The 8129-nt window shown below is 57.6% G+C and carries 9 protein-coding genes; 3 read left to right on the forward strand and 6 right to left on the reverse strand.

What is annotated here, in order from left to right; all coding sequences use genetic code 11:
* Window positions 1-72 precede the first annotated feature (72 nt).
* The 4 genes from ACO6BQ_RS11330 to ftsE all read right to left on the reverse strand — a co-directional run bounded on the left by ACO6BQ_RS11330 (window position 73) and on the right by ftsE (window position 4115).
* The gene (locus ACO6BQ_RS11330) at window positions 73-1218 is read right to left on the reverse strand and encodes a S41 family peptidase (protein WP_489121020.1); all 1146 of its coding nucleotides are present in this window, start codon (window positions 1216-1218) and stop codon (window positions 73-75) included.
* Between the two features lie 210 nt (window positions 1219-1428).
* Window positions 1429-2544, reverse strand: coding sequence for a murein hydrolase activator EnvC family protein (locus ACO6BQ_RS11335; protein ID WP_489121022.1), 1116 nt, complete (start codon window positions 2542-2544; stop codon window positions 1429-1431).
* 7 nt (window positions 2545-2551) lie between these two features.
* Window positions 2552-3439 carry a permease-like cell division protein FtsX gene (gene ftsX / locus ACO6BQ_RS11340; protein WP_489121024.1) on the reverse strand — a complete coding sequence of 296 codons (888 nt, stop codon included), beginning with the start codon at window positions 3437-3439 and terminating at the stop codon, window positions 2552-2554.
* Entirely contained in the window at window positions 3429-4115 is a 687-nt protein-coding gene (gene ftsE / locus ACO6BQ_RS11345; protein WP_489121026.1) for a cell division ATP-binding protein FtsE, read from the reverse strand. The genes ftsX and ftsE overlap by 11 nt, the downstream gene beginning before the upstream one ends.
* Before the next feature lie 163 nt (window positions 4116-4278).
* Between ftsE and ACO6BQ_RS11350 the strand changes: the two genes are divergently transcribed.
* From ACO6BQ_RS11350 to ACO6BQ_RS11360, 3 genes are all read left to right on the forward strand, one after another.
* A complete protein-coding gene (locus ACO6BQ_RS11350; RefSeq protein ID WP_489121028.1) occupies window positions 4279-4659 on the forward strand; it encodes a YbaN family protein in 381 nt (126 codons plus the stop codon).
* A gap of 78 nt (window positions 4660-4737) precedes the next feature.
* Window positions 4738-5499 carry an esterase family protein gene (locus tag ACO6BQ_RS11355; RefSeq protein WP_489121029.1) on the forward strand — a complete coding sequence of 254 codons (762 nt, stop codon included), beginning with the start codon at window positions 4738-4740 and terminating at the stop codon, window positions 5497-5499.
* A gap of 9 nt (window positions 5500-5508) precedes the next feature.
* Window positions 5509-6702, forward strand: a complete 1194-nt coding sequence (locus ACO6BQ_RS11360) for an ATP-grasp domain-containing protein (RefSeq protein WP_489121030.1) — start codon at window positions 5509-5511, stop codon at window positions 6700-6702.
* A gap of 56 nt (window positions 6703-6758) precedes the next feature.
* On the opposite strand, the gene ACO6BQ_RS11365 is transcribed toward ACO6BQ_RS11360, so the two are convergent.
* Complete coding sequence (locus ACO6BQ_RS11365; RefSeq protein ID WP_489121032.1) at window positions 6759-7409, reverse strand: class I SAM-dependent methyltransferase; 651 nt, start codon at window positions 7407-7409, stop codon at window positions 6759-6761.
* Window positions 7409-8041 (reverse strand): hypothetical protein, encoded by a 633-nt coding sequence (locus ACO6BQ_RS11370; RefSeq protein ID WP_489121034.1) that lies wholly within the window; start codon window positions 8039-8041, stop codon window positions 7409-7411. The genes ACO6BQ_RS11365 and ACO6BQ_RS11370 overlap by 1 nt, the downstream gene beginning before the upstream one ends.
* Window positions 8042-8129: the final 88 nt, after the last annotated feature.

Below are 8129 nucleotides of genomic sequence, written 5' to 3' on the forward strand. Positions count from 1 at the left end.
GACGAAAAAATCTACGCCAATCTGACGGACTTCATTTTATCAGCGATTCCTTAAAGAACTGTTATTTTTCGCTTAGAGCGACGGATGTTCGATGAGATACTGCTTCGCCGCCTCGAACTGCACATCACGTGCGTCCGAGGGCGAACGCTCAACGATGATGTCGGGCGTAATGCCCGTGCCGTCAATAGAGCGGCCGTTTGGCGTAACATACTTTGCAATCGTGAGTTTCAGCCCATCCTCGTGAAAGAGCGGCAGGACTGCCTGCACCGAGCCCTTGCCATAGGAGGTCGTGCCGATGATCGTGCCCGCGCCCGTATCCTGCAGTGCACCCGCAAGGATCTCCGAGGCACTCGCGCTGTTCTCGTCGATGAGCACGACGATCGGATATTTGCGCTCGCTGAGCGAAGAGCGATAGACCTCCTCGCTGCCGTCGCGGTCGATGACCGAGACAATCACACCTGCCGGAACAACCTGCTCGGCGACGGCGACACAGCTCGTGATGAGCCCGCCGGGGTTCTCGCGCAGATCGATGACGAGCGAGGTCATCCCCTCGCCCGCGAGGCGATTCATCTCCTTGCCGAACTCCTCGCCCGTATGCTCGGCAAACGAGCCGATGCGGATGTAGCCGATTGTCGTTCCCTCAACGAGTATACCGCGCACGGACGCAACCTGTATGATGTCACGTGTGATCGTATACTCCTGCTCTGTGCCATCGCGCAGGATGCGCAGAACGACCTGTGTGCCAGCCTCTCCGCGAATGCGGAGGGCGACCTCCTCGTTCTGCATCTCGCTCGTCGGCGTGCCGTCGACGGCGAGAATCTCATCGCCCGCACGCAGACCTGCTGCCTCACCGGGCGTACCTTCGAGGACGGAGATAATCTTGACAATATTGTCTTTGAAGCCCATCGTCACGCCGATGCCGCCGAACGAGCCTTCCGTATGCTGACGCAGTTTCTTGAACATCGAGGGCGGCATATAGACGGAGTGCGGATCGTCGAGCGAGGAGACCATGCCGCCGATTGCGCCGTCGATGAGTTCGGTCGTATTCGGCGCGTTGACGTAGCGCGTCTGGATAAATTTCATCACGCCGAAAAGACGCAGAACATCGTCCGCATACAGACCCGCCGAGCGCAGGAATGCGCCCGCCGCAAACACGGTAAGCATACACCCGAGCAGCGCAGACAGAAGGACGATTGAAATTAGTTTTTTTCTATTCATAGTTTCTTTCATTGAATCGTAGCTGTTGGTGTTATCGTAATGCCCCGCAGCGAACCCTAGTGGAGCAAGTGAGTAAAGTATGCGTTTCGCCCCCTGCGGATTTTTACCGTTCAAGCGAAGCGCGTTTGGAATCCGCAGGTATTTAGGCGAATAAGCATACGATCACTTGCGTAACTAAGTGTTCGCAAAGGGCATTGCAATACACTGCGCCTACAAATACCCGAGCGGATTCACTGGCTCACCGTTGACGCGCACCTCGAAGTGACAGTGCGGTCCTGTGGAGTTGCCCGTAGAGCCACACTCAGCAATCAGTTCGCCCTGGGCGACACTCTGCCCCGTGCTCACGTCGATCGACTGACAGTGTCCGTACAGTGTCGATATGCCGCCACCGTGATTGACGATGACCGCATTGCCGTAGCCCGAGATCCATCCAGCGTATTCGACCGTCCCCGCCTGTGCGGCGTAGATTGGATCGCCATAGTCGCCGCCGATGTCGATGCCGCTGTGGAAACGCTGACTGCCCGTGATGGGGTGTGTGCGCCAACCGAAATCCGATGTGATCGGTCCCGCCAGAGGCCAGATCATCGCGCCTGAGCCCTGCATGGGGAGATTCCGCAAACCGCTGCGTTGAAGCATACGGGTAATGCGCTCCGATGCTGCGCGGGACTCGTCCTGCTTGCGGTCAATCGTCTCCTTGTCGTACTTCATCTGCTCGATGAGTGCCTGCTGCGCCTCGACCTTGTCCTCCATCGCCAGACGTGCCTCACGCGCCTTCTTCTCCAGAGGCTCCTGCTGTGCGCGATCCTTTTCCAGAGCTTCCTTCAGCGCGAGCATCGCATTGCGCTGGGTCAGCACCTCATGCACGAGATCGTAGTCCTGCTTGATGACACGCTTGAGGAGATCCATGCGTGTGAGGAAATCTGAGAAATCCTTTGCACCGAAGAGCACATCCACATACGAGATCTGTCCGTTGATATAAATGTCGCGCACACGCTTGCCCAAAGCGTCGCTCTTGCGCGCATAGTCGCGCTCGGCAACCTCGAGTTTTTCCTCGTTCTCCTCGAGGCGTTCGAGCGTTTCGTTGAGCTCGGCGCGGCGTGCCTTGTGCTCGGCGATCGCCGCATCCGCCTCCTCGTCCAGAAGACGCTTCTGCTCCGAGAGCGAGTCGATCTTGCCCGCCAGCTCCTCGCTCTGCCGCCCCAGCTCCTCGACCTGTGCGTCGTAGCTGTCGCGCTCCTCCTCGAGCGTCGCCGCCGCCCCCTGCCCTGCGGCCAGGAAGCTCGCGGCAAGCACCGCTGCGAGGGTCTTTTTCATCCCTTGTTTCATCTGATTCTTACACCTTCAGGAAGCGCTTAAGCGATACCCATGCCCCCACTGCACCGATCCCCATGCCCAGCAGAATGATGACAATGCTCACATAGTTCATGAATGGATACTGCGGGATGAGTGGGAAAAACGCAAGGGTATCATAGACCTTGTTCGTCACCCCCGCGTAAAAGCTGCGTAAAACGAATGCCGAGATCATCCCGCCAATGCAGCCGAGCACAATGCCCTCCAACACGAACGGCCAGCGGATAAACTCATCCGTCGCCCCGACGTACTTCATAATCGCAATCTCGCGCCGCCGCGCAAACACCGTCAGGCGAATCGTATTCGCAATGATGAAGACCGTCGCACTGCCGAGCAGCAGGATGAGCAGCACGCCAAAGATACGCACGAGCCGTGTGATATCAAAGAGATGCTCCACCACGTCCTGCCCATACTTCGCGGACTCCACACCATCCATCCGTGCAATCTGCTTTGCCGCTGTCTCCACCATGTCTGGCTGACGCACCGTCACCTCATAGGCATTCGGCAGCGGGTTCTTGTCGCCGAGCGCATCCAGCAGATATTTCTGCTCGCCCAGACGCTCCGAGAGCCGCGCGCGCGCCTCCTCTCGCCCGACGTAGGTCACGGTCTCGATGCCCTGCAGTGCGCGAATCTTTGCGCCCAGCTCCTCCTCCGCGTCCTCCGCAAGATCATCCTTCATATAGACGCTGATCTGCACCTGCGACTCGAGCAGGGACGCCGCACGATTCATATTCAACGCGAGAATGAGGAAAACACCGAGAATGAAGAGCGAGACCGCCACCGTGCCAACCGCCGCGAACGTCATCCAGTTGTTGCGGCGCAGGGAGCGAAAGACCTCCTGCACATAGTATTCGGCAGTTCTAATCTTCATAGCCATATCCTCCGCGCTGCTCGTCGCGCACGATGTGTCCGCCCTCGATGGCGATGACACGACGCTGCATCGTATCGACGATGCCCTTGTCATGTGTTGCCATGACGATGGTCGTTCCCGACTCATTGATCCGCTTAAAGATGTCCATGATGTCCCAGCTCGTCTCAGGATCGAGATTTCCCGTCGGCTCGTCCGCAATGAGGATTGCAGGATCGTTCACAATGGCGCGCGCGATTGCCACGCGCTGCTGCTCACCGCCCGAGAGCTGCGAGGGGAAGTTACGGTATTTGTCGCGCAGCCCGACCACATCGAGCACAGCATTTACACGACGCTGGATCATCTGACGCGGTGCCTCGATAACACGCATCGCAAACGCCACATTCTCATAGACCGTCTTGTCCGAGAGCAGACGATAGTCCTGAAAGATGACACCGAGCCCGCGTCTGAGGTACGGTACATCCTTCAGATCCATATTGACGACATCGTGCCCGTTGACGAACAGCTCGCCCTCCGTCGGCAGCTCCTCGCGAAAGAGCATCTTGATGAACGTCGACTTCCCTGCGCCGCTCACACCGACCACAAAGATGAACTCGCCCTTGCCGATCTCAATGCTGACATGGTCGAGCGCAACTGCGCCGTTCTCGTATATCTTGGAAACATTTTTCATCCGAATCATTATTTCGTTCCTCTCCGAACGGGAACTCCAAATGACCGGAGTCCCGAAAAACCATCTTGTATTATACCACAAATCAAAAAAACTACAAAACATTGCGTTGCCATTTTCTCCGTCTCATGCTATTCTCTTTTCGGTAAATGATTCTTATTTCAGAGGAAAATCCATGCTCCTAAAAAAATTTTTCTTCGTGACACTCGGACTCATCAGCCTCGGACTGGGCATCCTCGGCGCATTTCTCCCCATCCTGCCGACCGTCCCGTTCGTCCTGCTCTCCGCCTACTGCTTCGCGCGCGGCTCACGCCGTCTCGATCGCTGGCTGCGCACAACACGGATCTATCGCCAGACCATGCTCCTCATACGGAACGGACGGCGCGGCATGACCATTATGCAAAAAACGCGGATCATGCTGCCCGTCACCACTCTCATGGGCGTTTCGTTTCTCCTCACGGAGCATCCGCACGCACGCATCGCAATCGCCGTGATGTGGCTCGCGCATATCATCTTCTTCGCCTTTCGTGTCCCGACCGTTCGGCGAGAAGCATGATCGCACGGGATTCCATTTGACAAAGCGGATTGGATTCGCTAGAGTGTAACTGTCAACAGAAAATGCAAGGAGGTTTTTATGACAAACTGCACCGAAATCAACTGGCACAGCACGCGGCTCGACCGCATGATGAATATACGCGTCTATGGGAAGCCCACCGCCGCTCCCATCCTCGTCTTTCCGACGCAGGATGCCATGAGCGACAACTTTGAGAACTTCGGCATGATCGAGGCATTGGCGGATGACCTCGCACGCGGACGAATCCAGCTCTTCTGCGTCGACACCGTCGATATTGAGACATGGTCGAACGTCTGGGGTGACAAGGTATGGCGCGCCCAGCGGCAGGAACAGTACTACGGCTACATCATCGACGAGGTCGTGCCCCGCATCTACTGGGAAAACACGAGTGGTCGCCTGCCCATTGCCGCAGGATGCAGCCTCGGCGGACTGCACGCCGCAATCGTCTTCTTCCGCCGCCCCGATCTCTTCGACGGCGTGCTCGCGCTCTCGGGTGCATACGATACGAAATTCTTCACCGACGGTTGGATGAACGACGTGCTCTACGACAACTCACCGCTCGACTTCCTCGCGAACATGCCGGTCGATCACCCCTACATCGACCTCTATAACCGTCGGCGGATCGTCCTGTGCGTCGGTCAGGGGCGCTGGGAGGAGGAGGGACGGCGCACGACCGCGCTCATGGGCGACGTGCTCTACAGCAAGGACATCCACGCATGGGTCGACTTCTGGGGCTACGATGTGGATCATGACTGGGACTGGTGGAAAAAACAGTTCGCCTACTTCCTTCCCTTCATCCTGCGTGAGCAGGCGCAGCAGTGAGGTGCGACCATGAACTTTATCTTTATCTCTCCGCAGTTTCCACGCGTCTATTGGAATTTCTGTGATCGTCTCAAGAAAAAGGGCGTCAACGTTCTCGGCATCGGCGACACCCCCTATGACCAGCTCGCACATGAGGTGCGTGAGTCACTGACCGAATACTACTTTGTTCCCTCACTCGCTGACTATGACCAGATGCTCCGCGCCGTCGCATTCTTTACCTTCAAATACGGGCGCATCGACTGGATCGAGTCCAACAACGAGTATTGGCTTGCGAGTGACGCACATCTGCGCACGGACTTCAACATCCGCACGGGATGGCAGACGGGCGATCTGGAACACATCAAGAGCAAGGCAGCGATGAAACCCTACTATCGGAAGGCGGGCATTCCCACGGCACGCCTTGCCAGAGTCACAACACTCGCCGCCGCAGAGGAATTCCTCGCCGAGGTCGGCTACCCCGTCATCGTCAAGCCCGACACGGGCGTTGGCGCAATGGATACCTACCGTATCGACACGCGCGATGAACTGCGGCATTTCTACGCATCGAAACCGACCGCCCCCTATGTCATCGAGGAGTTCGTCACGGGCGATATATGCTCCTACGATGCGATTGTGGACGCAGATGCGAACCCGATTTTTGAATCCATGACCGTCTGGCCGCCATCTGTCATGGACATTGTACTCTATCAGCTCGACCTCTCCTACTACACGACGGACATTGTCCCCGACGCACTCAAGAAGGCGGGACGTGCCGCACTCAAGGCTTTTCGTGTGCACAGCCGCTTCGTCCACTTCGAGTTTTTCCGCCTGACAAAGGCGAAGCCGGGACTCGGTGCAGTCGGCGACTTCATCGGACTTGAGGTCAACATGCGGCCGGCGGGCGGCTACACAACCGACATGATAAACTACGCGCACTCCACCGACGTCTACGAGATCTGGGCAGATATGATCACAGCGAACCGCCGCCTCCTGCCCGATCGGAACGAACATTGCTACTGCGCGTACGCAAGCCGTCGTGACTTCCATCGCTATGTGCATACACACGAGGACATTCTCGCGCGGTATGCGGGCAAAATCGTCATGTGCGAGCGCATGCCCGAGATGATGTGGCCGCAGATGGGCAACCACATGTATACGGCAAAGCTGAGCGGACAGGCGGAGACCGACGAGTTCATCCGCTTTGTGCAGGAGCAGCAGGGATAAACGCATGAAAAAAGTTGTTGTATGAGATCAAACGACCTCGTACAACAACTTTTTTATTACCGCACGCCGCGCACGGCGATCCAGTATTCTCCGTCCTGAAAGTCCATGTGCACGGCACGGAAGCCCGCTGCACGGAAAAGCTGCTCGAACTCCTCGGGGGTCGGATTCGTCAGATCATAGTCTGCGACCTTCGCACGGATGCCCTCGGGCAGATCGTCCCGCCCGTAGATCTCGGCAAGCAGGAGGAACGTGCCGCCCTTTTTCACCACACGCGCGACTTCCTCCAGACTTTTCTCAGGCGACGGCCAGAAATAAAAGCTCTCCACCGTCACCACCGCATCGAAATGCCCGTCGTCAAATGGCAGAGCCTCGACCGATCCGTGCAGGATCTCCATCCGTCCCGCATCGACAAGAGCAGCGTTGAATGTGCGCGATGCCTCCACCGAAGTCTCCGCGTAGTCGATTCCTGTGAGATGTCCCTCCGTCACGCGCTCCGCCATCCGCGCGAGCGTATTGCCGCCGCCGCAGCCAATGTCAAGTACCGTGTCGTTCGCACGAAGCTCGAGCTGTGCGAGTCCCCAGTCCACGAGCTGCGCGTGGCTCTCGTTCATGCGCGCGAGCATCGCGCGCCCCGCATCCCCCTCGGGGCGGCGCGGATTCCCCTCCACCGTCGCGCGGTCAAGTTTCTGCCAATCTGCTTCTGCCATCATTCTACTCCCATCGTCTGCTTCGAGAGATCAAAGCCGAACTGCATCGGGTCGGCGGGATCCCAGATCCGCGTCTCTCCGTTGTAGCGCACGGGCACATAGAACGTCACCGTACCCACAGGCTCGAGCTCCCGATATGCCTCTGCCGTCGCCTCGACTGCCGTCCTACGCAGCTCCTCGGGGGTGCCGTCCAACTTCATCCGCTGACGCATGAGCGCAGATGCCTTTTCGCGTGCCGCAATCATATTGAACCGCGTCACCGTCACCTCGACCATGGCATGCTCCTGTCCCTGCTCCGACACTGCAGTCTCCACCGTTGCCGTGCGCAGAGACTCCATGTAGGCATCGCTGATCTCTGCCGCCTCCTCGGGGGCAAGCATAGCCCCCGACGTCTGGAGAGCGTTCGAGAACGCCGCCCGCATATTAAACGAATCCGTCGGCGCACCGTAGGAGATGAGGCGTTTCTGCGCCGCCTCATCCTGCCGCACAAAAGCATCACAGTAGAGTTTGATGCTCTCTGCCGCATCCGCCTTCTCCATACGTCCGAACGTCGCGAAATAGAGTGCCGTCAAGATCGCAGCAGCAAAGATGCCAACGAAGATGACGGGGAATCGAATCTTGGATGAAATCACTGTTGTATCACTCCTCTCTTATTTCTATCGCACAAAGGGGCTGTTGCACGAAGGTAAATTTATCTTTGTGCAACAGTCTATCTTTTCG

It is taken from the genome of Centipeda sp. (in: firmicutes), from assembly GCF_057271695.1.

What these genes read in the sequence shown, in the direction of transcription:
- ACO6BQ_RS11330 (WP_489121020.1), bottom strand. Translation starts at nt 1,218, where the DNA reads ATGAATAGAAAAAAACTAATTTCAATCGTCCTTCTGTCTGCGCTGCTC.
- ACO6BQ_RS11335 (WP_489121022.1), bottom strand. Translation starts at nt 2,544, where the DNA reads ATGAAACAAGGGATGAAAAAGACCCTCGCAGCGGTGCTTGCCGCGAGC.
- ftsX (WP_489121024.1), bottom strand. Translation starts at nt 3,439, where the DNA reads ATGAAGATTAGAACTGCCGAATACTATGTGCAGGAGGTCTTTCGCTCC.
- ftsE (WP_489121026.1), bottom strand. Translation starts at nt 4,115, where the DNA reads ATGATTCGGATGAAAAATGTTTCCAAGATATACGAGAACGGCGCAGTT.
- ACO6BQ_RS11350 (WP_489121028.1), top strand. Translation starts at nt 4,279, where the DNA reads ATGCTCCTAAAAAAATTTTTCTTCGTGACACTCGGACTCATCAGCCTC.
- ACO6BQ_RS11355 (WP_489121029.1), top strand. Translation starts at nt 4,738, where the DNA reads ATGACAAACTGCACCGAAATCAACTGGCACAGCACGCGGCTCGACCGC.
- ACO6BQ_RS11360 (WP_489121030.1), top strand. Translation starts at nt 5,509, where the DNA reads ATGAACTTTATCTTTATCTCTCCGCAGTTTCCACGCGTCTATTGGAAT.
- ACO6BQ_RS11365 (WP_489121032.1), bottom strand. Translation starts at nt 7,409, where the DNA reads ATGGCAGAAGCAGATTGGCAGAAACTTGACCGCGCGACGGTGGAGGGG.